The sequence below is a fragment of the Shimazuella sp. NTD248 genome, assembly GCF_059510395.1.
Window position 1 is genome coordinate 278,862 of record NZ_JCAJZT010000002.1, and the last position, 23,653, is coordinate 302,514.

Annotated in this window: 29 protein-coding genes, 1 pseudogene and 1 other annotated feature; of the genes and pseudogenes, 8 read left to right on the forward strand and 22 right to left on the reverse strand. The window is 39.2% G+C overall.

Annotated features, from left to right (window positions below; translation table 11 throughout):
• Nucleotides 1–13: 13 nt before the first annotated feature.
• The 13 genes from queA to AC5WOE_RS06105 all read right to left on the reverse strand — a co-directional run bounded on the left by queA (nt 14) and on the right by AC5WOE_RS06105 (nt 10,652).
• A complete protein-coding gene (gene queA / locus AC5WOE_RS06045) occupies nt 14–1,042 on the reverse strand; it encodes a tRNA preQ1(34) S-adenosylmethionine ribosyltransferase-isomerase QueA (protein WP_496049608.1) in 1,029 nt (342 codons plus the stop codon).
• A gap of 42 nt (nt 1,043–1,084) precedes the next feature.
• The gene (gene ruvB / locus AC5WOE_RS06050) at nt 1,085–2,089 is read right to left on the reverse strand and encodes a Holliday junction branch migration DNA helicase RuvB (protein ID WP_496049954.1); all 1,005 of its coding nucleotides are present in this window, start codon (nt 2,087–2,089) and stop codon (nt 1,085–1,087) included.
• 5 nt (nt 2,090–2,094) lie between these two features.
• A complete protein-coding gene (ruvA, locus tag AC5WOE_RS06055; protein ID WP_496049607.1) occupies nt 2,095–2,679 on the reverse strand; it encodes a Holliday junction branch migration protein RuvA in 585 nt (194 codons plus the stop codon).
• A gap of 18 nt (nt 2,680–2,697) precedes the next feature.
• The gene (gene ruvC / locus AC5WOE_RS06060) at nt 2,698–3,171 is read right to left on the reverse strand and encodes a crossover junction endodeoxyribonuclease RuvC (RefSeq protein WP_496049606.1); all 474 of its coding nucleotides are present in this window, start codon (nt 3,169–3,171) and stop codon (nt 2,698–2,700) included.
• 26 nt (nt 3,172–3,197) lie between these two features.
• Nucleotides 3,198–3,749 (reverse strand): hypothetical protein, encoded by a 552-nt coding sequence (locus AC5WOE_RS06065; RefSeq protein ID WP_496049605.1) that lies wholly within the window; start codon nt 3,747–3,749, stop codon nt 3,198–3,200.
• Between the two features lie 82 nt (nt 3,750–3,831).
• A complete protein-coding gene (locus AC5WOE_RS06070) occupies nt 3,832–4,704 on the reverse strand; it encodes a YitT family protein (protein ID WP_496049604.1) in 873 nt (290 codons plus the stop codon).
• 74 nt (nt 4,705–4,778) lie between these two features.
• Entirely contained in the window at nt 4,779–5,783 is a 1,005-nt protein-coding gene (locus tag AC5WOE_RS06075; RefSeq protein ID WP_496049603.1) for a polysaccharide deacetylase family protein, read from the reverse strand.
• A gap of 72 nt (nt 5,784–5,855) precedes the next feature.
• A complete protein-coding gene (locus AC5WOE_RS06080) occupies nt 5,856–6,464 on the reverse strand; it encodes a class I SAM-dependent methyltransferase (RefSeq protein ID WP_496052153.1) in 609 nt (202 codons plus the stop codon).
• A 149-nt stretch (nt 6,465–6,613) separates the two neighbouring features.
• A complete protein-coding gene (locus tag AC5WOE_RS06085; RefSeq protein WP_496049601.1) occupies nt 6,614–7,369 on the reverse strand; it encodes a YebC/PmpR family DNA-binding transcriptional regulator in 756 nt (251 codons plus the stop codon).
• A gap of 37 nt (nt 7,370–7,406) precedes the next feature.
• Nucleotides 7,407–8,261, reverse strand: coding sequence for an NAD+ synthase (locus tag AC5WOE_RS06090; protein WP_496049600.1), 855 nt, complete (start codon nt 8,259–8,261; stop codon nt 7,407–7,409).
• Between the two features lie 2 nt (nt 8,262–8,263).
• Complete coding sequence (locus AC5WOE_RS06095) at nt 8,264–9,121, reverse strand: nitrilase-related carbon-nitrogen hydrolase (protein ID WP_496049599.1); 858 nt, start codon at nt 9,119–9,121, stop codon at nt 8,264–8,266.
• A gap of 59 nt (nt 9,122–9,180) precedes the next feature.
• Nucleotides 9,181–10,104: a phosphotransferase gene (locus tag AC5WOE_RS06100; protein WP_496049598.1), complete on the reverse strand. Its 924-nt coding sequence runs from the start codon at nt 10,102–10,104 to the stop codon at nt 9,181–9,183.
• A 41-nt stretch (nt 10,105–10,145) separates the two neighbouring features.
• A complete protein-coding gene (locus tag AC5WOE_RS06105) occupies nt 10,146–10,652 on the reverse strand; it encodes a LysM peptidoglycan-binding domain-containing protein (RefSeq protein ID WP_496052154.1) in 507 nt (168 codons plus the stop codon).
• A 152-nt stretch (nt 10,653–10,804) separates the two neighbouring features.
• Here AC5WOE_RS06105 and AC5WOE_RS06110 point away from each other — a divergent pair, with 152 nt between their 5' ends.
• From AC5WOE_RS06110 to AC5WOE_RS06120, 3 genes are read left to right on the forward strand one after another with little or no spacing between them, the layout of a single operon-like run.
• Nucleotides 10,805–11,575, forward strand: coding sequence for a GDSL-type esterase/lipase family protein (locus tag AC5WOE_RS06110; RefSeq protein ID WP_496052155.1), 771 nt, complete (start codon nt 10,805–10,807; stop codon nt 11,573–11,575).
• 15 nt (nt 11,576–11,590) lie between these two features.
• A complete protein-coding gene (locus tag AC5WOE_RS06115; RefSeq protein WP_496049595.1) occupies nt 11,591–12,508 on the forward strand; it encodes an ABC transporter ATP-binding protein in 918 nt (305 codons plus the stop codon).
• Nucleotides 12,492–13,484: an ABC transporter permease gene (locus AC5WOE_RS06120; protein WP_496049594.1), complete on the forward strand. Its 993-nt coding sequence runs from the start codon at nt 12,492–12,494 to the stop codon at nt 13,482–13,484. Before AC5WOE_RS06115 ends, AC5WOE_RS06120 begins: the two co-directional genes overlap by 17 nt.
• A 51-nt stretch (nt 13,485–13,535) precedes the next feature.
• On the opposite strand, the gene ilvE is transcribed toward AC5WOE_RS06120, so the two are convergent.
• Nucleotides 13,536–14,435 carry a branched-chain-amino-acid transaminase gene (ilvE, locus tag AC5WOE_RS06125; RefSeq protein ID WP_496049593.1) on the reverse strand — a complete coding sequence of 300 codons (900 nt, stop codon included), beginning with the start codon at nt 14,433–14,435 and terminating at the stop codon, nt 13,536–13,538.
• Nucleotides 14,436–14,497: 62 nt separating this feature from the next.
• The gene (pheA, locus tag AC5WOE_RS06130; protein ID WP_496052156.1) at nt 14,498–15,370 is read right to left on the reverse strand and encodes a prephenate dehydratase; all 873 of its coding nucleotides are present in this window, start codon (nt 15,368–15,370) and stop codon (nt 14,498–14,500) included.
• A gap of 123 nt (nt 15,371–15,493) precedes the next feature.
• Here pheA and AC5WOE_RS06135 point away from each other — a divergent pair, with 123 nt between their 5' ends.
• Both AC5WOE_RS06135 and AC5WOE_RS06140 read left to right on the forward strand, forming a co-directional pair.
• Nucleotides 15,494–15,970 (forward strand): low molecular weight protein-tyrosine-phosphatase, encoded by a 477-nt coding sequence (locus AC5WOE_RS06135; protein WP_496049591.1) that lies wholly within the window; start codon nt 15,494–15,496, stop codon nt 15,968–15,970.
• Between the two features lie 181 nt (nt 15,971–16,151).
• Nucleotides 16,152–16,319, forward strand: coding sequence for a hypothetical protein (locus tag AC5WOE_RS06140; protein ID WP_496049590.1), 168 nt, complete (start codon nt 16,152–16,154; stop codon nt 16,317–16,319).
• A 52-nt stretch (nt 16,320–16,371) separates the two neighbouring features.
• Here the strand turns inward: AC5WOE_RS06140 and obgE are convergent, their stop codons facing one another.
• The 6 genes and pseudogenes from obgE to AC5WOE_RS06170 all read right to left on the reverse strand — a co-directional run.
• Nucleotides 16,372–17,682: a GTPase ObgE gene (obgE, locus tag AC5WOE_RS06145; protein ID WP_496049589.1), complete on the reverse strand. Its 1,311-nt coding sequence runs from the start codon at nt 17,680–17,682 to the stop codon at nt 16,372–16,374.
• A 4-nt stretch (nt 17,683–17,686) separates the two neighbouring features.
• On the reverse strand, nt 17,687–18,391 hold the full coding sequence (locus AC5WOE_RS06150; protein WP_496052157.1) for a Spo0B domain-containing protein: 705 nt from the start codon (nt 18,389–18,391) through the stop codon (nt 17,687–17,689).
• Nucleotides 18,392–18,476: 85 nt separating this feature from the next.
• Nucleotides 18,477–18,785 (reverse strand): 50S ribosomal protein L27, encoded by a 309-nt coding sequence (rpmA, locus tag AC5WOE_RS06155; protein ID WP_240873877.1) that lies wholly within the window; start codon nt 18,783–18,785, stop codon nt 18,477–18,479.
• A gap of 25 nt (nt 18,786–18,810) precedes the next feature.
• Nucleotides 18,811–19,137 (reverse strand): ribosomal-processing cysteine protease Prp, encoded by a 327-nt coding sequence (locus AC5WOE_RS06160; protein ID WP_496049587.1) that lies wholly within the window; start codon nt 19,135–19,137, stop codon nt 18,811–18,813.
• Nucleotide 19,138: 1 nt separating this feature from the next.
• Complete coding sequence (rplU, locus tag AC5WOE_RS06165; protein ID WP_496049586.1) at nt 19,139–19,450, reverse strand: 50S ribosomal protein L21; 312 nt, start codon at nt 19,448–19,450, stop codon at nt 19,139–19,141.
• A gap of 12 nt (nt 19,451–19,462) precedes the next feature.
• Nucleotides 19,463–19,538, reverse strand: a sequence feature (ribosomal protein L21 leader region).
• A gap of 70 nt (nt 19,539–19,608) precedes the next feature.
• Nucleotides 19,609–19,773: pseudogene (locus tag AC5WOE_RS06170) on the reverse strand (LysR family transcriptional regulator); the annotation flags it as partial.
• A gap of 122 nt (nt 19,774–19,895) precedes the next feature.
• Between AC5WOE_RS06170 and AC5WOE_RS06175 the strand changes: the two are divergent.
• The 3 genes from AC5WOE_RS06175 (at nt 19,896) to AC5WOE_RS06185 (ending at nt 22,744) form a co-directional block, all read left to right on the forward strand.
• Nucleotides 19,896–20,819, forward strand: coding sequence for a DMT family transporter (locus tag AC5WOE_RS06175; protein ID WP_496052158.1), 924 nt, complete (start codon nt 19,896–19,898; stop codon nt 20,817–20,819).
• Nucleotides 20,820–21,490: 671 nt separating this feature from the next.
• Nucleotides 21,491–22,093 (forward strand): hypothetical protein, encoded by a 603-nt coding sequence (locus AC5WOE_RS06180; protein WP_496049583.1) that lies wholly within the window; start codon nt 21,491–21,493, stop codon nt 22,091–22,093.
• Between the two features lie 171 nt (nt 22,094–22,264).
• A complete protein-coding gene (locus tag AC5WOE_RS06185) occupies nt 22,265–22,744 on the forward strand; it encodes a hypothetical protein (protein WP_496052159.1) in 480 nt (159 codons plus the stop codon).
• Between the two features lie 42 nt (nt 22,745–22,786).
• Here the strand turns inward: AC5WOE_RS06185 and AC5WOE_RS06190 are convergent, their stop codons facing one another.
• Nucleotides 22,787–23,650 (reverse strand): alpha/beta fold hydrolase, encoded by an 864-nt coding sequence (locus tag AC5WOE_RS06190; protein WP_496052160.1) that lies wholly within the window; start codon nt 23,648–23,650, stop codon nt 22,787–22,789.
• Nucleotides 23,651–23,653: the final 3 nt, after the last annotated feature.

Here is a 23,653-nt window from a genome sequence, read left to right on the forward strand (position 1 = left end):
CTCAACCACCATTTTACTTGATCAACATGGCATCCCCAAAACTAAAAAAGCGATATTCCCTTTCTACTGCTTTCTTATATGCTTGCATCATGATATTTCGTGTGCTAAAAGCACTTACGAGCATTAACAAAGTAGATTTAGGAAGGTGAAAATTAGTGATCATCGCATCTACCACTTGAAACTTATATCCTGGATAAATAAAAATGTCTGTCCAGCCGTTAGTTTCCCTAATTCCATCTAAATGATTGCCGATTGTTTCTAACGTACGAACGGTTGTGGTTCCAACAGCAACAATTCTTCGACCATCTTGTTTAGCCTTTTTTATCAGCTCAGCTACCTCATGCGATAACTCATAATATTCCGCATGCATCGTATGGTTTTCCACTTGTTCCACTGCTACTGGCCGAAATGTCCCTAATCCTACATGCAACGTCACATAACCAATCTCTACTCCTTTTGCCTCCAATTCCCGAAGTAATTCCTCAGTAAAATGTAAACCTGCTGTAGGTGCAGCTGCAGAACCGATTTCTTGCGAATAAACCGTTTGATATCGCTCACTATCCTCAAGTCGCTCCCGAATATAAGGAGGCAGTGGCATTTGTCCTAATTTCTGAAATAGCTGTTCCACATCTCCCTCATACACTAGTTGAAAAATCCATCCCCCAGCTATATCCGTTGGAGAAACTGCAATCGCTCTGAGTTCTCCATCACCAAATTGCACAATTGCACCAGGTTTCATACGTTTAGCAGGTTTTACTAGCGCTTCCCATCGATCATCACCGAGGGGCTTTAATAATAACAACTCCACTTTCGCACCTGTTTCGATTTTTACTCCAAGAAGCCTTGCATGCCGGACACGACTGTTATTTAAAATCAATAGATCACCTTTTTGAAGGTAGGAAGGCAGATCTCGAAATGTAGCATGCTCTAACTCACCTGTCCTTTTATCGACAACCATCAGACGAGAAGCTGTACGATCATCTATCGGTTTTTGGGCAATAAGTTCACTTGGCAAATCATAATCAAACATAGATACATCCATCACGATCAACTCCAAAAAGAAAAGAGGCATAAGCCTCTGTTTTTACGTAGACTTAGGCCATTTCATACCTAAGTAATCGGCACATTGTTTCGTAACCATTCTCCCGCGTGGAGTACGCTCTAAAAAGCCTAGCTGCATCAAGTATGGCTCTAATACGTCTTCCACTGTGTGACTTTCTTCTCCAATAGTAGCTGCAATGGTTTCCAAACCTACTGGGCCACCTCGAAAATTGGAAAGGATCGATTTGAGTAATCGATGATCCAACTGATCTAATCCCATTTTATCCACCTGCATCCGATCCAATGCGCTAACTGCTGCATCCCTACTGATAAATCCATCACCTTCAACCTGTACATAGTCACGTACACGTTTGAGCAATCGATTTGCAACGCGCGGAGTTCCTCTTGAACGAGTAGCTAATTCAGCTGCACCTTCCTCATTCATCCCAACTTGAAGCAAATCAGCAGTCCGAAGCAATATTAAGGATAACTCTTCTTCTGTGTAAAATTCAAGCCTGCTGACAACTCCAAATCGGTCGCGCAGCGGAGCAGACAGAGAGCCTGCCCTTGTCGTCGCCCCAACTAGTGTAAATGGGGGTAAATCAAGGCGTACTGTCCTTGCACTCGGGCCTTTACCGATTATAATATCAAGCGCAAAATCTTCCATCGCAGGATATAATACTTCTTCTACTGATCGATTTAATCGGTGAATCTCATCGATAAACAAAACATCATTCGCTTCTAAATTAGTTAAGATTGCCGCTAAATCGCCTGGTCTCTCAATTGCAGGACCAGAAGTAGTGCGGATATTAGCTTCCATTTCATTTGCTATGATATGAGATAATGTCGTTTTCCCTAATCCAGGAGGGCCATACAATAACACATGATCGAGTGATTCGTTTCGTTGTTTTGCAGCCTCAATGTAAATCTTCAGATTTTCTTTTGCATGAGACTGCCCTATGTATTCTCTTAAAAACCTCGGTCGAAGGCTAAACTCCACTTGCTCTTCTTCCATGGCTAATTTAGCGGAAATAATCCGCTCCTCCAAATCACTCACCCCTTTTGCCTCAATGCTGCTCTTATCCAAGCTTCTACAGATTGATTTTCCTCAAAACTGTTGTTTGCTAATTGTGCTGCTTCTTTCTCATCATAACCTAGTCCCGTTAACGCGTCGATTACGATTTCTCGATCATTGGATTCAGGAACAATGGTTTGCGTGGATATTTCGATTGTTTTGGGCATCCAATGCGCTAGTTTATCTTTAAGATCCAAGATTAATCTAGCAGCTGTTTTCTTCCCTATTCCCGGAAGCTTTGTTAAAAATGCAACATTTTCAGCTTGAATTGCCGATACAATTTGAGCAGGTGTACCTGCAGATAATATCCCCAAAGCTGCTTTTGGGCCAACTCCAGATACGGCTAACAAGGAACGAAACAAATCTCGCTCTTCCTGAACTGCAAATCCATAGAGCAATGAAGCATCTTCTCTCACCACATGATGAATATAAACGATACTAGCAGCTCCCTCTTCAAACTGATAAGGGTTTACTACATAAACTTGGTAACCAATACCTTGAACATCAACACCGATATAATCGCTGTTTACTAAAAAAATTTCCCCACGTAATCGTTCAATCATCTCTATCTCAACTCTCCCTTATCTCGATCCAGCATGTACTTCGCAAATTGCAATAGCTAGTGCGTCCGCTACATCATCTGGTTTTGGGATCGCAGGGAGATGAAGCAATCGTTGAACCATCTTTTGTACTTGACTCTTCTCCGCTTTTCCAAATCCGGTAACCGCCATTTTAACCTGCAAAGGTGTGTACTCGGTTATAACAATATTACACTCTTCTGCCGCAAGCATAATTACTCCTCGGGCGGCACTAACCGTAAATGCATTGGTAACGTTTCGATTAAAAAAAAGTTTTTCAATTGCTATGACATCAGGCTGATGAAGTTGAAATAAATGTTTCGCTGCATCATATACTTCTTTCAATCGTTTAGGTGTCGGCATGCCCGCAGGTGTTTCTATACTACCATAGTCGATAGGGTGAAGTTTATTTCCCCGTCTCGTTAAAACGGAATAACCAACAATGGCTATTCCTGGATCAATTCCAATTATTTTCACAATTTTACTCCTCATGCTCCTCTTTTTCATACAATTTTATCTATTGTTTCCTCTTTTTCACGATGAATTTGAGACAATAACTGCAAATTTACTTTCCATATCTCTTCTTCTTTGATCGAATTAGCAAATAACTCAAACTCATCTGCCAATTCCCGCAAGCGAGCAATCGTTAAAAAAGTACCATTTCTTAGCCTAACTGCTATACCACTATTCATCGGAACTAGCTCTACTTGACCAACATGCCCGGTTTTGTGTTTTTTTTCACTCACATATTCTTTGATAAGAATTTCACGGAAAGGAATATTGTCTTGTTCAACCATGTTCAACAAATGATAGAGGTATTGGAGATTAATATTTTTATCTGGAGTAAGAGCAATTATTTTTCGATTTGCCATCTCCGTCAATGAATTCATAATCTGATCCTCTGATAAACCCGTAACTTCTACAAGAACATCCATATCATCAAATTGGATACAACTATGTAACAATATGTACTGTTGTTGGTTTAATCCCAATCTTCGGTGATATCGAAGCAATAATTTGAGTAGATGTTGTAAAAAAGATTGTTGGGTAGTCATGGTTTTGCCTTACCTTTCTCTCTATGTGGTGGCTTCTTTCCATTTTAGACCATCCTACCCAACCTGTCTATGAACCGACACATTAGTGAATTTCATTATTGACAAATTGTTTCCCATGAACATCATGTATATTTCCAATTGCGAAAAAAGCATCCTGATCTATATCTTGAACAATTGATTTTAATTTCGCTTCTTCTAAACGAGTAACGATGCAAAAAATAACCCGTTTTGTATCACCTGTGTAAGCACCTTCTCCATTTAAAAAAGTTACTCCTCTACCTAAATTATGTAATATGGCATCTGATATCTCTTTATACAAATCACTGATGATCCAAACGAATTTTGTTTCATCAAAGCCCTCAATCGTCGTATCTATGGTCTTAAATGCAATAAAATAGGCAATTAGTGAATACATCGCTCGATCCCAGCTGCCAAAAACAAAACCTGCGCTACCAAGAATAAACAAATTAAAAAACATAACGATTTGACCAATCGAAAATGGAATCCGTCTCGTGATCCAGATTGCCAAGATTTCAGTTCCATCTAATGAACCGCCGTATCGAAGAACTAAGCCAACACCAATACCTAGAATAATCCCTCCAAATATTGCAGCGAGCAGAGGATCATTGGTAATAGGTTTATGGTCTGCAAACAGAACCGTTCCAATTGACATCACCAAAACTCCAAACAAAGTAGAGATCGCAAATGTTTTCCCTATTTGCTTGTATCCAAATAAAAAAAATGGGAGGTTTAAGATAAATAAATAAAGACCAAGACTGATATTGGTTAAATACGATAGCATGATGGAAATACCAACTACTCCACCATCAATAACTCGGTTCGGAACCATTAACATTTCTAGGCTAAAGGCAACTAAAATAGCTCCTATGACAATGAAAATAACGCGTTTGATCAGCAAAACCCAAGATACTTGTTTTTGAGTGGAACTACTCAAGTGCAAAACCCCTTTCCATCTATGTATTTTTACCCAAAAACACAAAAATACTTATAGATGGAAAAAAACAACCCCTAATTCGTAGGAGTTGTTTGCATCTTTTTATCCGGATTGAACTTTTTATCAGAAGGAAAATCTTTTTCATGTGATTTATTCTGATGATTAAAACTTTTCGTCGATTCTGATTTTATTTTGGCAACCGGTTTTTTGGGATCCAATATAGGAGTTTTGGTATATGCAGGAGAATGGAGCATCTTATCAATCGTAACAAACTCATAACCTTGACTACGCAGATAAGCGATAAGCTTTGGCAGTACATCTACTGTTGCCTGAATGCTCTGTGCGCCAGCACTGTGCTGTAAAATAATACTCCCCTTCTTCAATTCTTTTTTCACAGTTGCCATAATCTTATCTGGAGATTGATGATTCCAATCCAGAGTATCTACATCCCAATAAATTAATTTATAGCCTTTTTTACCGACGACACTTTCCAATTTCTTATTCAGAGCACCGTATGGCGGACGGACCAAAAGAGGAGTTTTGCCAATAACGCTTGTCACTACATTATTTGTATCCTCGATTTGCTTCATAACAGCTGGTGCAGGCAATTTAGATAATACCGGATGGTTCCAAGAATGATTCCCAATCACATGCCCTTCATCGTAAATCCGCTTGAGTGAAGAAGGATAGCGCTTGGCCATGGTTCCAACCACAAAAAAGGTCGCTTTGATATGTTCTTTTTTTAAGATATCCAGAATTTTCGGCGTATAATTGTTATCAGGTCCATCATCGAAAGTTAGGGCTACTTGTTTCTTATATTTAGAACCGCGATAAAAAGATGTTTGGTACTGCATTTTTGTCGTTTCTAGTGCTTCTTTTTGCTTTAACTCGGAAATATTAACTTGTGGAACAGGTAAAGATTTTGCTTGTGTAAGTTTCATCGATTGACTAAATTGTTCGGCGGTATACTTGACTGACTTCTCCTTACTTTGTGCTTTAACAGGTTCTTCGTTTGAACAACCTGACAAAACAATTGCCACCGACAAAATAAAACACGCTAGTCGACCAAAAAAAGACAATTCCGATCACTCCCCAAAACCCATCCGTGAGGAATCTTTCAAAAAAGCCATGAATCCTCGAACACCGCTATTTTACCATAAACGATTTTCTTCGACAGCATTTTTCTTGAATGATTGGTGGACTTTGTTGCAAGTAAAAACAAAAGCTGGAGGTATGTTAAAAGGAACAAAAGTAGTGGATACGTTTGCAAACAATGATTCAAAAACAGCTTTCATTTGTCTGGAATATTGAAACGCCACTAACAAACCATCTGGTTTTAATACCTTATATATATCATGTGCTATTTGCGTTCTTATTTCCTGGGAAAAGTTTGCAAATGGGAGACTTGATATGACGACATCAACCGCTTTTTCTTCCAGCGTTTTTACCACATCTGTCAACTCAGTGGCATTGGAATAGAAATTTAAATTCGGAAAGGTGTTCTCTAACCTATTCCGCATTTTATTATTTTGTTCAAACACAAGGCCTTTGGTAGTAGGTTGAAGATTCTCTGCGATTATTTTAGTGAAAACTCCAGTTCCAGCTCCAAGTTCAACAATCGAATGAATATGAGAAAAATCAACAGATTGAAACATTCCTCTGGCAAGATAAGAAGAACTAGGAATAACACTTCCAATACGTCTTGGAGATTGAAGGAAAGAATAAAAAAAACGAATTTTATCATGGACGGTTTGTTTCATCTGAACACCTCACTGGATTCCCCATTTAATATAACCTAAACCAATCGGTTCATATGGTTTTATCATCATACGATTTTTTTTACTTAATTGTCGATGAAAATTAAAAAAAGATCACTTCAAAGAGTGATCTAAGCAGATAGGACGAGAAACTAGCTGTATTTTTCTATCTCCTCTTCATCCGCATCAAAATTAGTAAAAACTGCTTGTACATCGTCGTGATCTTCCAATGTCTCAATCAAATCCAGTACTTTCTTAATAGTTTCTCCTTTAACATGAATCTTATTTTCCGGAATCATCATTACATCTGCTGAAGAAATGGAGATATGATGAGCAGTCTGCAATTGTTCCTGAACTTCTTCTAAACGCTCAGGTACGACATAAACAATAAAGGATTCTTCTGTCATTTCTATATCCTCTGGATCTAAGTCAAGCAAAAGAAGCTCCATTTCCTCTTCCTCTATAGAGACATCTTCTTTGGCAATTTCAATGACACCATATCGATGAAACATCCAAGAGACACAACCTGATTCTCCTAAGTTTCCACTACGTTTGGTAAATGCAAATCGCACATCTGCTGCTGTCCGATTTCGATTATCGGTAAGCGCTTCAACTAAAACTGCGATTCCATCCGGACCATAGCCTTCATACATGATGGATTCATAATTACTTCCATCACCTTCTCCAGCTGCTTTTTTTATCGCCCGATCAATGTTATCATTTGGCATATTTTGTGATTTTGCCTTTGCTATCGCTAAACGTAATTGATTATTATTCGCTGGGTCCTTATCTCCTCTACGAGCAGCAACGTATATTTCTTTACCCAGTTTTGCAAATATTTTTCCTTTTATTGCATCTTGTCGTCCTTTTCGATGTTGAATATTCTTCCATTTTGAATGTCCTGCCATGTTATTCCCCTCTCCTACTTGCTCTTATCTAGAGATATTATAAGCCCCAATCACGAAGATAACGAAAATCGACACCAACTGTTCGATTGCTTATCTTTAAAATCAGAGGCATTCTTCGTTTATATTGATTTCGTGTAATCCGCTTAGTTACCTGTTCAATCAATTGATTAGAAAAACCTTGTTCTAACAATTGTTCCTTCGTTAAACGGCGATCGAGCAGATGATACAGCAATCGATCGACATCAAAATAAGAAAAACCAAGTTCTTTTTCATCCGTCTGATCTTCCCATAAATCAGCACTAGGAGCTTTGTCTAAAATAGAACGTGGAACACCGATAAATTTGGAAAGTTGCCGTACTTGCGTTTTATACAAGTCTCCCAATGGATTGACAGCAGATGCAGAATCTCCAAACTGCGTTCCATAACCGAGCAGTAATTCTGTTCGATTGCTTGTCCCAATCACTAATGCCTGGAAATGAGCAGATAAATCATATAAAATCGTCATACGCTCACGTGCCATTTTATTTCCTTTGCGAAGAGCTGTTGCTTCTGGCATTAACTCAAAATAAGCATCAATTTGCGGGCTAATGTCAACTCTCAATGACTGAACACCAGTATCGGAAATTGCTTCTTCTGCATCGGTAAGACTAGAAGCACTGCTTGTTCGATAAGGCATACAGACTGCGATAACACTATCTTTACCAAATGCTCGCACAGCTAAGTAGAGAGACAATGCAGAATCTATCCCACCAGATAAACCAAGAACCACCTTACGAAATCCTGCCTTTTCTACTTCTTCCTTTAATGCTGCTGTCAGTATTTCTACTGCTAATGGAGCATCCAATGTTAAGTAAGGAGCTGCAAGTAATTGCTCTTCTAATTGTGTCGACATATTCAAGTCCACCTCTTCTGTTCTAACCGACTCTGGCGAATACGAGTTAACTCTCTGATAGTAAGATCCAGATTCTCATCACGCAGTAATGGTGTTTCAAAACGAGAACGGCGAACTTCATCTAGATCGATATTTGCACAAAGCAATTGTTCCTCTAATCTATTTGCTCGAGCAACCTCATCTCCATAAGGATTTACAATGGCAGATCCCCCATAAAAACTGACTCCATCTTCTGTCCCTACTCGATTGCAAAACAACATGAACAAGCCTCCAAGTGCTGCTTGATTCTCCAAATTAGCATACCAAAAAGACTGCGAGCCAACTTCATTTTGGTCAAGGGACCTAGCTGGGGAATTGGAAGGGATCAAAATAATTTGCGCACGATCTTGAGCAAGCAAATATGGAGCTGATGGGTGCCACATATCTTCACAGATCAGAATACCCATTTGACCAAACTGCGTTGGAAAACTTCTTATTACTTCTCCACGTCCAAAATACCTGCCTTCATCAAACATGCCGTAAGTTGGAAGATAGACTTTTCTATGAATATGTACAATTTTTCCTTTACTTGCATAAAGGGTAGAATTATAAAGGATGTAATCTTCACTTATTTCCACAAAACCGAATACAATATCCAAACTCTTTGAGAGGGCGACTAGCTTACTGATATCTTCACTGTAAACAGACCGGCCTACATCATAGGTAAGATCTAATAGACTATATCCCGTTAAACTTAATTCTGGAAACAAAAGTAACTCCACTTGGTTTTGTTTGGCCTTTTCAATCCATTCCAAGTGAAGATCTAAATTTCGCTGTAAGTCCCCTAATACGGGACGAAATTGGGCTAATCCTACTCTCATTTTGTTGTTTTCATCCTCCTTGAACGCCTGTCTTCACCATCATAACATAATCTATGAATCTACTGAGTCTTTCCCTTCCTGAACCAAGTATTTATCTGTCCTACTCTTTGTAACCAGATAGGATAGTCAGAAGCGATCATTTCAATGTAGGGGATAGTTTTATTCCCGTCATAACCTGCTTTCTTATCTAGTATACCAATTGTCTCTCTTAGAAACTCATTAGGAAACCGAAAAAGACAAGCCAGTATTTGTTTTTCCCAGTCTTTTAATGGCTTAACAGATTCATAAGAACAAATTAATTCTTGCAACAAATGAATGTCCCATTGATGTTCTGTCATTATTCGAGAACATATTTGCCAAACATCTCCGATTTGCAGGTCATACTCAGCCGTTTCAAAATCGATTAACCACACTTGTTGATTACGATCGACGATCCAATTGTGATTTGCTAAATCCCGATGACTCAACATATGTTGATCTCTTGATGATAAAGCTAAATAAGGTAAACCCAATGCACATAATGTACGATAAGTCTCATTTCCATGTTGATAAAAAATAGAACCATATTCAGAAATCAAATGAGTCAGTTTTTCAGGTCTATCCTCACGCCGAATTAAATGATGATAAAAATCTTGTAGTCTGTCAAATAAACGATCGGATAAGAGATACGCCGCCTGAGGAGTAGGCGGCGTATTTAACTTTTGACCATGTTTGTGAAACTGAGCAAGTGTCTGCATCAAAGAGATGCCAATATCTCTATCTTTATAAATCGGACATTTTCCTTCAATATATTCAGATAAGAGCCAACATCCTACTTGCTTCGTCTGGGAAAAAGAATGAAATCCATTATTGCGAAGCTCTTGTTCGACATCTGACCACCAAACATGGTGTTGCCTATCCTTTATTGGTTTTGCCACCCATTTTCCTGTTTCCCCGATAACAAGCCAATAGTTTCGATATTCTTTTATTTCATGAATCTTCATTTGTAATCCTAATGACAATTGCTTTATATTTGGTTTAAGATTCATTCGTATACCGTAGAAGAGCTTTCTTTTTTCGCCTTTTTTGTTCGCGGATAAGACATAGGAGGGTAGACAGGAGGCTGGTATACAGGATAGGGTAAAAAGGGCATCGGTTCGAAACTTGACGTTGAAAAATAGGGTTGAAAACCGGGTTGAGTTGGAAATATCGGTGCAAATGGTGCCGCTACTGACGAAAACTCCTCCTCATCAAACTCATCTTCTAGATCCTCCCATTCCTCTTCATCCAGTTCCCAACTTAACTCTGTCTCCTCAACCGGCACAGGCTCCAAAAAAATAGGAGGAAGTTCATCTACTAATGCTTCTTCTTTCTCTGGTTTTGGAACGGAAAGAGGTACCTTACCCATGGGGATTCGAATTTTACTTCCTGGTTCTAATGAAACTTCTCCATTTAGATCAGGATTTGCTTCTAATAATCTTTCAAATGGCACATTATATTTTTGTACAAGCTCTTCAAAAACTTCACCTTGTCGAACAATATGGATTTTCATATTCTGCCTCCTATAAAAGCATATATCTACATCCTATGCACGAAGTGGGCTAATTTTGCTTTTTGATTTTTGAAATAAGACTTAGGTATGATTTCTTAAAGACAAATAAACGGTACAATACTTCAGTGGACCCTTAGAAAAGGAGATTTTGTATGCGGAAAAAGACGATGTTTCTTGTCTATACAGTGGCGGTATTCTCCACCCTATTTCTCATCACAGGGTTTGTATTAGGAGTAAAAGAGATACTTTTACCTCAAATCCAAACAGTGAAATCAACAGTACCATCTGAAAATGTGTCCGTAAGTAAAAACGGACTATTGCTCGGTTTAGGGGATTCGCTTACAAGAGGAATTGGAGATTCAACAGGAAAAGGCTATATCGGTCGACTCAAACAGACCATGGAATCAAAAAATCACTCTTCATTAAGTATGATAAACCTTGCTGTTAGTGGGCAAACTTCGCCACAGTTAGTAAAACAGATAAGAGACAAAGAGATACAAGATTTTATAAAAAAGGCAAATTGGATCACTATCACGATCGGGAGCAATGATCTTTTTCGGGGAAGTGGACAATTAGAAAATATTGACATATCAGGTGCGCAAAAAAGTTTAGATCAATATAAGAAAAACATGACTCAAATTTTAAGTGTCATAAGAAACTTGAACCCAAAAGCGACGGTTGTAGTTATGGGTATTTACAATCCGTTTGCGGGGTTAGAAAATGAAAAGATGACATCTGAGCTAGTGGCTGATTGGAACAGCGAACTGTTAAAGATCAGTGCAAACTACTCAAAAATAATCGTTGTCCCTACTTTTGATTTGTTTCAAATCCGTAATAAACAATTTTTATCTAGCGACCACTTCCACCCAAATGACACTGGTTATCAGCGTATTGCAGATCGTGTATTCCCAGTAATTCCATAAAAGGAGGACTTCCCGATGAAACCAGTCTTATCAGTCGAACACCTTACCAAAAAAATCGGAGGAAGAACGATCGTCGATGATATCTCCTTTACCGTAAATCCTGGTGAAATTTTTGGCTTTCTCGGACCCAATGGAGCCGGTAAAACAACTACGATTCGAATGTTAGTGGGTCTTATCAAACCAACATCGGGTTCTATTGCTATTGGAGGATATAACTTACAAAGCAATTTTTTGGATGCTATCAAACAAGTAGGATGTATCGTTGAAAATCCAGAACTTTATCCTTATCTTACCGGAAGAGAAAATTTGGAGCACTTTGCTCGAATGATCGATAATATTGACGAGGATCGTATTGATGAAGTAGTTCGATTAGTTGAATTGGAGAAACGAATTGATGAAACTGTAAAAACATACTCCCTTGGCATGAGACAGAGGCTGGGGATCGCCCAAGCTTTACTAGGAAATCCTCAACTGCTCATTTTAGACGAGCCTACAAATGGCTTAGACCCAGCAGGCATTCGTGAGCTTCGAGCATTCATACGTCAACTTGCGCAAGAACAATCTATCAGCATCTTCATCTCAAGCCACATCCTATACGAAATTCAGCTTCTTTGCGAACGCGTTGCAATTATAAGCCATGGAAAAGTGTTAAAGACAGCTGCTGTATCACAATTAGTAGGCGATGACAGCAAAGTAGAATGGTCATTAGACCCAATACCCGCAGCTATCAAACAATTTTCTGCATTGTCTTATATCAAAAATGTAGAGCAACTAGGCAAAGAACGCGTGATGGTGCACATGCCTGTAGAAAAAATCGCCGAGACCAACCAACTCTTACTCGCATCTGATATTCAGGTAAGTGCAATACGCCCAATGAATCAAACATTAGAAGATATATTTTTGGAAATGACCGGTGGTGAAGGAATTGGTTAAACTCGTTTATAATGAACTGCTAAAAATGTTCCGAAAAAAGCGCTTCTTAGTAGTAGTATTGATTTTAGCTGTATTAATCCCCATCTTTACATACGCTCAATATGTGACTGTCCAAGCTACCATCAAACAAATCGGAACATCGGATTGGAAAGCTATTTTGCAGCAACAAATTGTTGACAGTGAAAATCAGTTGACCTCTAGTCGAGTACCAGAAGAATGGAAAAAGTGGACAAAATTGACCATCGATCAACAAAAATACTATTTAAAAAACAATATCAATCCTACAGCTCCAGGTGCACCTACTTTCGTACGAAAATTTATGGAAGAAGCAGTTGCCTTATTTTTACCACTGATCGTCGTTATTTTAGCAGCGGATTTAGTTTCCTCTGAATATGCCAATGGTACGATAAAAGTATTGTTGACACGACCGGTAGCCAGATGGAAAGTGCTTCTAAGCAAATATTTGGCACTTATTTTGAGTATTTCGCTGGTCATGTTGATCACAGGACTATTGAGTTACCTGATATCTGGTATTATTTTTGGATATAAAGGCTGGAGTTTACCTGTATTAAGTGGATTTATCCAACAAGGTAATCAACTGATTACTAATCAAGTCCATCTTATTCCGCAATGGAAGTATATTATTTATGCATTTGGACTGGCTTGGTTTTCTGCGCTCGCTGTCGGTACGATATCTTTTATGGTGTCTGTGTTAGTTCGAAACACAGCAACGAGTATGGGAGTAATGCTGGCAGCAGTTATCTCCGGAAGCCTGCTAACTCAATTAGCACCGACTTGGCAGAGCTTGCGGTACTTCGTTTTTATCAATCTTCGATTGACCGATTACTTAGCAGGAAAGCCGATACTTATCTCAGGTATGAGTCTTCCCTTCTCCTTAGCTATCCTCGCTATTTGGTCCATCGTGGCAATTATTATTGCATTTGTCGTTTTCTCCAGACGAGATGTGCTGAATTAAAAAATCCTCACACGTTTTCTCAGCAAACGTGTGAGGATTTTTTATTCGCATTTACAATTTAACTTCAGAAGGAAATGCAGAAATACCATCATAGGTTACTAATTTTCTAAATTGGGTTATTAAATCTTGGAATACAGGACCTGGTACACCATCTGCAATTGGACGACCATCAACCTGTACAACAGAAATAACTTCTGCACCCGTTCCGGTTAATAATACTTCGTCAGCAATAAAAACATCATGGCGGGTAAATGGTTCTTCTTTCACTTGGTAACCTAATTCCGCAGCAATATCTATAATCGATTGTCTTGTGATACCTTTAAGGGCTCCCAGATAACAAGGAGGAGTATAAAGAACATTATCTTTTACCATAAATATATTATCACTAGAACCTTCTGTTACATATCCATCACTAGAAAGAATGATTGCTTCTTGAGCTCCAGCTTGCTTCGCTTCCGTTTTCGCTAAAATATTATTTAAATAATTAAGTGATTTCACACGTGGATTTAATGCATCGGGAATATTCCGACGAGTTGGAACAGTTACTACAGAAAGCCCTTTATCATAAAGTTCTTGTGGATATAGACGAATTTTATCAACAATGACGATTACATTGGCACCGTTACATTCTGCTGGATCAAGACCAAGCGGCCCATCCCCTCTTGACACAACAAGGCGAATATATGCATCCAACAACTGATTTTTGCGAACGGTTTCTACCACATGTGCTTCCAGTTCCTCTAAGGTATAAGGGATATCAAGGAGAATAGACTTGGCGGATTCATAGAGTCGGATCATGTGCTCGTGCAGACGGAAAACATTTCCACTATATACACGAATTCCTTCAAAGACTCCATCCCCATATAAAAAGCCATGATCGAAGACTGAAACTGAGGCTTCCGCCTTACGTTTATACTCTCCATTGATAAATACCCAACGTTCGCTTTCCATTTCTGTTCCTCCCATAATTTTTAATTATTTTTAAAAAGTATAAGCTTGAGATTCCCTACTTGTCAATGAATAGCTTGCTCCAAAAACGAGAAACACGGATAAGAACCAAGTACACGCGTCTGGCATCCAATCGCTTCTATTTCTTCTATTGTTCCTTTTAAAAGCACATGATCCACGGGCAATTGGGCATCAATTAAGAAAAAGTAATTTCCTAGACCTGTTTTTGTTGGTCTTGATTCAATATGAGTTAAGTTAATTTTTCGCCAAGAAAATGATGCCAACACTTGATACAAGGCTCCTGGATAATCACTAGGTAATGTGATCTGAAGACTCGTCTTATACTCTTTCGATTCTTTTTTCCACGTTTCCACACTTTTACTGATAACGATGAAACGAGTCACATTATTTGGGTGATCTTCCGCATGTGATTCTAAAATTTCTAATCCATTTAGCACGGCTGCCTGCTTTGCACCAATACAAACCCATGGTTCACTTGGAGATTCCGCAACAAGAGCGGCTGCTTGGGAAGTACTATCTGTAAACACCCACTCCGCTTGTGGGTACTTTTCTTTCAAATAAACACGACATTGAGCGATTGCTTGTGGATGCGACAAAACTTTTGTAATCTGATTTGCAGGAGTATGAATTTGCTCTGGGTGAGTTAAGATACATTGCGAGATTGGGAAAAGAAATTCGGCGACAATTGGTAAATCAACTTGGTGAACCAACCAATCTAGTGTAGCTGTGACAGAGCCTTCAATTGCATTTTCTACTGGAACAACCCCTAAGTCCACAGAACCTTTGTCGACGCTGCTAATCACATCAGGGATACTGGCGAGTGGGGTATGCTCATATATGTTAGATTGAAACAAGGACTCTGCTGCTTCATGGCTGAATGAGCCGATTGGTCCTAAGTAACCTACTTTTTTTAACATGAATATTTTTCTCCTACTCCATTTTTAATTTTTCGGTTGTACAATGAACTTTCATGGGCTGTCCAATCATTCGGTACTTATGTTACACTTAACATGAATTTATTTTTGATAAGGAGAAATAGCATGATATCCGTATTATTTGTATGTCTGGGTAACATCTGTCGCTCTCCAATGGCTGAAGCAGTTTTTCGTCATTACGTCAAAGAATCGGGCCTACAAGATAAGATTCACATTGATTCAGCAGGTACAGGAGATTGGCACGTCGGAAATATTCCTCATGTCGGCACCCGCACCAAATTGGATCAAGCTGGTATATGTCATGAAGGGATGGAAGCACGTCAAGTAGCTCCATCTGATTTTACTCATTTTAACTTTATCATAGCAATGGACAACAGTAACTTTAAAAATTTGACACGTTTATGTGGACGTCCTTGCCCTCACTTATATCGATTTGTCGATTTTCTTCCTCATACGACATATAAAGAAATACCAGACCCTTATTTTACTGGCGACTTTGATGAAACCTACGACTTAATTTCCTCTGGATGTCACGAATTACTCGATCAAATCAAAGCGAAATATCGACAACAATTAGTATAAGATATGTAAAAAACAAAAGCGGATGATATCGCTTTTGTTTTTTTATTACTTTTCAGTTTAAACGATGGATAAAGATTTTAAAAACTAAAAAAAGATAATTATGTTTTTTCTAATTAATGACTAGCAGTACATTGAAAAATAGTTTAATGTTATAAGTAACCTCTGGTCAAAGGAGACTGGTATGTCCGAGGAATGGAATAACCTAAGTAGAACTGTCTATGAAGCACGGCAGGATCTGGGTGAGTCAGCAAGTGATTCCACAGGTTCTCAAAAGAAGAAAGACCCGTACAGTGCGATCGTCGATCTCCGCCAGCGCTTCCAGTTCGAACCTTCTGTGCCCCAGAAGTGACCAGAGACGGCCGGACGACCCATCGACAAATGGGGTCGCCCGGCCGCCCGTTTTAATCCGTATCTGTATCTAATCCATCCGATAACTCAAACTCCATCTCCCCGATACGTACGGTATCGCCTTCTTTTGCTCCTCGCTTACGAAGCGCATCTTCGACACCCATTTGTTTAATCGTATTGGCAAAACGCATTAAGCTATCATGAAAGCGAAAGTTCGTCATCTTGATCAGTTTCTCAATCCGATGACCTTCGACGACATATACTTCATTTTCTCTGCGAATGGTGAAAGCTGGTTCTTCTCCTTCGCTTCTATACACTACTGTCTCTGCTGAAATCTGTTCGGATTGTTCTTGTTCTACTTCCTCTTCTTCCATCTTCTCTAATAAATCAGCAGCAGCAAACAAGACTTTTTTGAGTCCTTCTCTACTTATCGCAGATACTGGATAAACGGGTACATCTTGACCGATCTGCTCTTGGAATAATTCCAGTTGTTCTGCTGCTTCTGGCAAATCCATCTTGTTGGCTACGATAATTTGCGGTCTTTTTTCTAAGTTATGTTTATAAAGCCGGATTTCCTCATTGATTTGTAAATAATCTTCATATGGGTCACGACCTTCTGATCCAGCCATATCGATTACATGGACGATGACTTTAGTACGTTCAATATGACGTAAAAACTGATGACCAAGACCCACACCTTGGTGAGCACCTTCGATTAAACCCGGCAAATCTGCCATAACAAAACTTCGACCATCATCCACACGAACCACACCTAGATTCGGAATGATCGTCGTAAAATGATAAGCACCGATTTTCGGCTTTGCCGCTGAAACAACTGATAACAACGTCGATTTTCCCACACTTGGATACCCGACAAGCCCAACATCTGCTAGTAATTTCAACTCTAATTCTACCCATCGTTCTGCGCCGGGCTCTCCATTTTCCGCAATCTGCGGGGCAGGATTTACAGAAGTAGCGAAACGCATATTTCCTCTTCCACCACGACCCCCTTTAGCGATAATTGCAGTCTGGTGATGCGTTGTCAAATCAACTATCAATTCACCAGTCTCTGCATCACGAACGGTTGTACCTGGAGGGACCTTCACCACCATATCTTCTGCACCAGCACCGTGTTGATTTTTCTTTCGTCCATGTTCGCCTCGATCCGCTTTGAAATGCTTTTTGTAACGAAAATCGACAAGAGTACGAAGTCCTTCTTCAACTTCAAAAATGACATTTCCTCCGCGGCCGCCATCGCCGCCCCATGGGCCACCTTCTGCTACAAACTTTTCACGGCGAAAAGCAACCATTCCATTGCCCCCATCGCCGCCTTTCACAAAAATCTTGACTTTATCGACAAACACCTTCTCACCTACTCACACCTGTACGTAATATTAGTCGTTGTTGATTTTCCATCTCTAATTGCAGTTGTTTAAACTGATCTTTTAAGTTTGTCCATTCTCCAGCCGGAACATGAAGCTGGATGAGCTTATTTTCTGCATCGTATACTTGAAACGAAAAAAAGTTGGTTCGGTCGTCACCAGATAACTGCAAAATGACCTTTTGCCAATCGTATTTATTCTCTCCCATTTTTGCTAACAATTGAATACATGTGGACAACCAATTTACAATCGGCTCATTTGTCTTAGCAGGCTGTTCCACATAGGTTGGCAATTTCTGAACTTCCCATTCCCACTGGGGAAAATGATGAGACAAGGTCAATAAGAAAACCGCTAACTCCTCATCTTTTAACTCCGATATTTCCCTTTCTACCGTCGCCTGTTTTGCTAAACGCTCTAAGTATTCGCTTATTTTATCAACACGATTCATCATCTGATATCCCATCAACACTTGCACATGGTTCATCAGATCATGACGAATTTTACCGAGCAATCGCTTTGTTCTTGCCGCTTCTTGTTGCTGTTGTTCTTTTTTTGCCGCTAGAATATAAAAAAATAAACTGAGTAGAAAGACAACAATGATGGTAAAAAACCACACAACATCCATCGTAGTCAATCCCCATACTACAAGCACAACCATTGGAACTAGCAAATAAAAAGCAGAACGCGGCAAACCTATCGCTCCTTTTCTTCCTATAAGATAAAAAAAGAGTGACACTACCAATGTCTGAGTGTCACTCCTGTCTTTTACAATGTAATTACGCTTGTGTTGCTGCTACTTCTTCAGAGGCAACTGGGTAGATGCTTACACGTTTACGATCTTTTCCAAAGCGTTCAAAACGCACAACACCATCAGCAGTCGCAAATAGTGTATCGTCTCCACCACGACCAACATTGGTTCCTGGATAAATCTTTGTTCCACGTTGGCGAACCAAGATGTTACCAGCGAGTACGAATTGACCGTCTCCACGTTTCACACCTAGACGTTTGGATCGGCTATCACGACCGTTCTTTGTCGATCCTACCCCTTTTTTAGAAGCAAACAACTGTAGATTAAGTTGTAGCATAGGTTACACCTCTTTCCTTTTTATTTTATTTGTATTGAACATACTCTGGGTATCCTTCCGCGATACCCTTTAGCGATAAATCCATCGCCTGCATGAGAAGACCGAGCTGTGTACGTACTTCTTCTGTAGGCAAATCATCAGGTATACGGCAATCTACTCTGCCTTCTCCATCATCGGGTTGATGAACGGTGACACCTGTTATCTGCTCCATCGCATTTACCATGCCGATGGTCACAGCAGAAACGGCAGCACAAACAATATCCATTCCGTGCTCTGCAAAGTTAGCATGACCGGTTACCTTTATTTGCTCTACAAGACCAGCTTGGTTTCGCTTTACTCGAATGCGAATCATCTTACGCTTCGATAGATTCGATTACAACACGAGTAAATGGTTGACGATGGCCTTGCTTTTTCTTGTAGTTCTTTTTAGGCTTATATTTAAAGACGGTAATTTTTTTCGACCGTCCTTGTTTCAATACTTTACCGGTCACTTTTGCATTTTCCACTACAGGGCTACCTACTTGTACATTTCCTTCATTGGAAACGAACAACACCTTATCAAAGGTAACGGTATCTCCCTCAGCTGCATCCAATTTTTCAATAAAGAGCACACTATCTTTTTCTACGCGGTATTGTTTGCCGCCTGTTTCAATCAATGCGTACATCTTTTAACCTCCTCTATTATGAAGACTCGCCAAAAGTGAGGGAGGAGCTAGTCCATTTAAACCCTACTCTGTGCGGTAACAGACAACATGATACCACGGATCAGATAGAAGAGTCAATGATAAGTTATCCAGCAATAATCCATTTGGAAAAGACAAGATTAACCAATATGCTCCAGAAATTTTTCGAATGCACATGTTTGAAATAAGTCTTTTCGATAGACAAAATAAATATGAGAGTGCCGATAGTGATCTGGGATTGGATGCGTGCAGACTAATCCTTGATCTTCCATCATTTTCACCGCTGATTTTGGCAGCAAAGAAACGCCTAACCCTTTCTCCCTTTTGTATCACTTTTTATGATTATATATATCAAATTTAATCATTTTACATGATGGTTATATGCATATAGGATTATAACATATCCAATACAGAATGAGGGATTAACATGAAACGATCTTCCTTTATCTTTTTCATTTCGCTTACAACCATAGTAGCTGGTTTAAATTATCCCATTGGCAAAATGGGATTAACCTTTTCTTCTCCCTATTTACTGTTGAGTATCCGTTTTTTAGGTGCTTTTTTACTCATGTACCCTTTTATTTGGAAGTTACCTCATCCAAAACAAGTTGGGCTCTGGGTAAAAATAGCCACTATCGGACTATTTCAAAGCACCTTAGTTTTAGGGATGATCTACTTCAGCATGCGTACGATCACATCCGGCAATGCATCCATCCTTTCTTCGACCAATCCTATCTGGTTAGTGATCATCCAATTTTTGTTGTTGGGAGTAAGATATCGAGCCTTACAATGGATTGGCGTCCTCTTAGGATTTGCAGGTGTATTTTTAACCCAAGGGATGCAGTTGCAATTTGAATCAGGTGCTTGGATTGCTTTGTTAGCAGGAATTTTTTGGGCTATTGCTACCTTACTGATCAAGCATTGGGGGAAAACAATGAATACATGGGTGATGACTGCCTATCAGATGGGTTTTGGAGGCATTTTTCTCTTCATCGCTAGTATGTTCTTAGAAAAACCCATGTTTGATCTTCACGCTGTAGCTTTGTCCAAGCTTCTATTTGTGCTGATTTACTTGATCATCATGAGCTCCATCGTCCAATTTGTCACTTGGTTCTACTTAATCGGAAATAATGATCCTGCAAAAGTCAGTTCATTTCTGTTCCTTGTACCATTGATTGGTACGATTGGCGGCTGGCTCCTTTTACATGAAGTACTGCATTGGTATGTAGGACTTGGTGCCATCTTTATTGGAGTGGGCATTTATTTTGTCAACAGACCGGCAAAGGAACAAGAAATTCAGCCAACTGATCCCCTATTTCCTTCCAGTACACCTCAAACACCCACTTCTTGAATAGAAAACACATCAAAAAGACTTGAATCCTTCATCGATATTCAAGTCTTTTTGGCAATAATTCCTAATGTATATCTAATTTTCTTTATATAAAAAATATTGAAAAAATAGCGAAATTTAGTTATTATTAATTCAGTCGGCAAACGCCCTGTTTGCCGTTACTGAAAGGAGTACTCCCCATGGGTGACGAGGATCGGCAGAACGCCGAGGAAGTGGCCAAGGGTGACACCGCCGGTCAGGCGGAGTCCAACCCCGTTCCCCCGCCCCCGCCGGGGCAGTAGTTCCTAGCTCCTAGCGGAGCATAGACCGTCCGGTGTTGTCTTTCGACAAACACCGGACGGTCGCTCACTTTACAAGAGATATTTTTCATCATTATATTTATTTTAAGCGTCATCGATAAAGGACGATAATTCAAAAACGAATTGACGAAAGTGTACCACATATTTTGATGTTGAAAGAGTAATACAAATTGACCAATCAAGAAAAATCAAAAACTCCTAATCTAACTAAGTTAAATAACGAACGCAAAGAAATAACTAAACTGTAGTCCCAAACTTGACTTTGACTCGATGTAGGGTCTTTTTTATTTTCGGCTGGCTTTCATATAGACAGATTCCTAAAATAAATATTATTATTTAAAGAGTAAATGAACAAAAAGGAATGTGTAAAAAATGAATAATAGTCTCCAACTGCCAAAAGCTGCTGTGAGGGGTGCAGCTAGCGGTATACTTTTTATGGCTTTTTTTGGTGCCGTGTGGGCTTCAATCGGAATAGGGGGACTACAAGGGTTATGGTCTCCTTGGTCACTTGTAATATCGATCATCATAAGTGTATTGTTGTTGATCGGGGGTATTATGTTATTTTATCGTGCCCGTTCTTTAGAAAATCATTTCTCTCCCGAAGAAGCAGCACACTGGAAACGGGTGAATCGACAATTTGGGATCGTATTTGGTATAGAGGGAATTGCAATAGCTATAGCCAGTGTTGTTTGTAGTGCATTGAATCACTTTGAATTATTTTTTCCGATTATGGCCATTATTGTCGGGATACATTTTTTTCCGCTAGCGAAACTTTTTCAAGTTTCTTCTCACTACGCAGTTGGAATTATTCTTTGTATTTTGGGGTTGATTGCTTTTTTCTTACCAACATCTGCAACTATATCAGGCGTTTCTATTATCCCGACTTATGTGTTTATTGGATTTGGGGTAGCACTCACACTATGGATAAATGGTTTGTCTATTTGGATCACAACAAGAAAAAAATTAAACACATGAATATGCAGCTTTGTCACAAGCAAAAAAGCAAGATAGTTATCGAACTATCTTGCTTTTCTATTAAACGGAAAAATTGAAGTTTTTTCATTACAAATGCATCAAACAGAAAATCATAATATAATCAAACTTAAAATTCTTTTTGTATATGCTACTTTTAGGGAGAGACAGAACATGCAAATCTTTCAGAATCGAAGAAAACGAATTCAAATGTTGATATTAAGCTTATTCCTCACGATTTTATTGAGTGTCATTGCTTTATTTATTCTTGGTGTTCTTGTTGGGTTAGTGGATTTACAAACAGTAGAAAATCAAAGATGGATCTTGATTATTCCTTTTTCCTTCTTCTTGTTAATGAGTATTGTCTCCTTCATCAGTCTACGTAATCATCTCAACTATTTAAACGTTACGGAGCCCTTACTTACAATTACAGACGAGGGAATAACTGTTTTAGGATTAAAAGGAAAACAATTTTTTACTGCATGGGAACAAATCAAAGAAGTTCAATATAATAGATTAGGTCGAACAAAATTCATTCGCATTAAGGGGTATGAAAAAGCCCTTATGGGAACTATCCCTGTCAAAACGTTGAATGAAAATGTGAACGTAATATTAAGTGAAATCGAGAAATACAAATCCGTCCGGTACTTTTAGCAGGCAAAGATTGTGCATGAACTTGATGCACAATCTTTTTCTTTATTCCTTAGTAGAAAAATGAGTTTCTAACCAAGGTCGGATCACTGATAAAACATGATCTGCCTGCATCGCTTGTGTATGGTCCAAGCCGTCAAGTATTCGAACATCCCAATCATATGATTCTAATTCTTGACGCAGTCGGATCATTGGCACTGCAATGTCTACTTGTACATTTCCCCAACGTTCCCCATATTCGATTTTATCCGCTCCTCCAGCAAAACAAAGTTTTGGACATATGAGGGAGGATTGGATTTTCCTATCGTCAAATGTTTGTAAACTTTGATACAAGGTAACAAATTGTTTTGTTTGCTCTTCACTTAGTGTCACGTCTACGGTTGACCAATCAAATTCTTCTGATTCTGTTGTTTGAGGTGATGAGGAATATTTATTTAATGACTCTTTAGACATCTCATAAGTCGCCATCGTTACTTTCAGCATTTCTTTATATGGACCATCAATCGGAGGAAACCCGCCCATGATCAAACCAGAAATTCGATTTGTACGAATTGCTAACTGTAATCCACTCAATGCCAGCCAAGAATAACCATAATAAATAAATGTATCTGCACCTACAGCATCTGCGATAGTTAGCATGTCTGCTGCTACATTTTCTGGCGTCAACGTATTTGCCTTCGGTACTTGCTGAACATGCCCTTCATAATCGAATGCGATGACTCGGTATCGGTCACTTAGACCTTTCATTAAGTTTCGACCTAAAGCTGGGTCTACACCCCATTTTTTCATCTCCTCTGCTTGTGCCCCTTCTACTGGCTGCGGATTTACTGGTAGTAATAAACTTGGCCCTGTGCCTAAGACTTCAATCGTTATCATACTTCCATCATGTAATTTCGTCGCTGTTAGCAAACT